This window comes from Variovorax sp. P1_H12_2, from assembly GCF_056405335.1.
Window position 1 is genome coordinate 1 of record NZ_JBFUCI010000744.1, and the last position, 1,317, is coordinate 1,317.

A 1,317-nucleotide genomic window follows, 5' to 3' on the forward strand; every position below is an offset into this window, starting at 1 on the left:
GATCCGCACCGTGCGTCCGTGCATCTGGCCGTCGCGCAGGTAGACCACGCCCGGCACCGGCGGGTCGTCCGTGCCCGGGACGGGCACGTCGCGCTCGCCGCTCAGCAGCGTGCCGTGGCCGTCGAGCAGCTGGTAATAGACCTGGTCGATGTCATCGCTGCCGAGGATCTCGCGCGCCGGCTGCGGCAGCACGAACTTGATCTGGCCGTTGTCCGCGTCGACCAGCCGGGCCAGGGTCTGGATGTTGGATTCCAGCGCCCGGTCGAAGGGCGCGTTCGCGATGCCCTGCGCCACCAGCCAGGTGACGCCGATGCTGACCGGCACCAGCAGCAGCAGCGGCGTGAGCATCCAGTCGAGGATCTCGCCGAAGAGAGAGCGCTGCGCGCGCTGAAAGAGTTTTACCAAGCGTCTGGCCGGACGGAGCGGGACCGGCTACGAGGGGATCTTCTCGAGGCAATAGCCGAGCCCGCGCACCGTGGCGATGCGCACCGGCCCCTTCTCGATCTTCTTGCGCAGGCGGTGGATGTAGACCTCGATCGCATTGAGGCTCACCTCCTCGCCCCATTCGCACAGGCGCTCGACCAGCTGGTCCTTGCTCACCAGCCGTCCGGCGCGCTGCAGCAGCACCTCGAGCAGGCCGAGCTCGCGCGCCGACAGCTCGAGCATCTTGCCGTCGAAGGTCGCGACCCGGCCGGCCTGGTCGTAGACCAGCGGGCCGTGCTTGATCGCGTTGCTGGTGCCGCCCATGCCGCGCCGCGTGAGGGCGCRCACCCGCGCCTCGAGTTCCTGCAGCGAGAAGGGCTTGGCCATGTAGTCGTCGGCGCCGTAGTCCAGGCCCTTGACCCGTTCCTCCACGCTGTCGGCCGCGGTCAGCACCAGCACCGGCAGCTGAGAGCCGCGGGCGCGCAGCCGCTTGAGGATCTCGAGGCCATGCATGTTGGGCAGGCCGAGGTCGAGAATCAGCAGGTCGAACTCCCGGTTGGTCATCAGCGCGGCATCGGCCTGCGAGCCGGTCGCGACGTGGTCGACCGCCGAACCCGAGGTGCGCAGGCTGCGCAGCAGGGCATCGGCCAGCACCTGGTCATCTTCCGCAATGAGTATCCGCATGGTGCCGTGCCTCCAGACAACTTGGAATTCTAGGCCGCCGCGTACGCCTCGAGTCCAATGGTTACCACGGTGGCGATCTCGCTGCCGACGCTGGCGCGGAACTCCTCCTCGGCCTGCGCCACGGCGCTGCGGAAGGCTTCGAGCCAGGCCAGGCCGTCGGTGGTGAACAGCACCCGCCGCGCCCTGGCATCGAGCGGATCGGGCCCGCGC

General features: G+C 69.1%; 2 protein-coding genes and 1 pseudogene. All 3 read right to left on the minus strand.

Annotated elements, in window-relative coordinates:
- A partial coding sequence (locus tag AC1D2K_RS34775; protein WP_478094993.1) for a sensor histidine kinase N-terminal domain-containing protein occupies positions 1 to 348 on the minus strand: 348 nt, incomplete at its 3' end.
- An 84-nt stretch (positions 349 to 432) separates the two neighbouring features.
- Positions 433 to 1,107 carry a response regulator gene (locus AC1D2K_RS34780; RefSeq protein WP_478094992.1) on the minus strand — a complete coding sequence of 225 codons (675 nt, stop codon included), beginning with the start codon at positions 1,105 to 1,107 and terminating at the stop codon, positions 433 to 435.
- Positions 1,108 to 1,136: 29 nt separating this feature from the next.
- Positions 1,137 to 1,317: pseudogene (locus AC1D2K_RS34785) on the minus strand (MarR family transcriptional regulator); the annotation flags it as partial.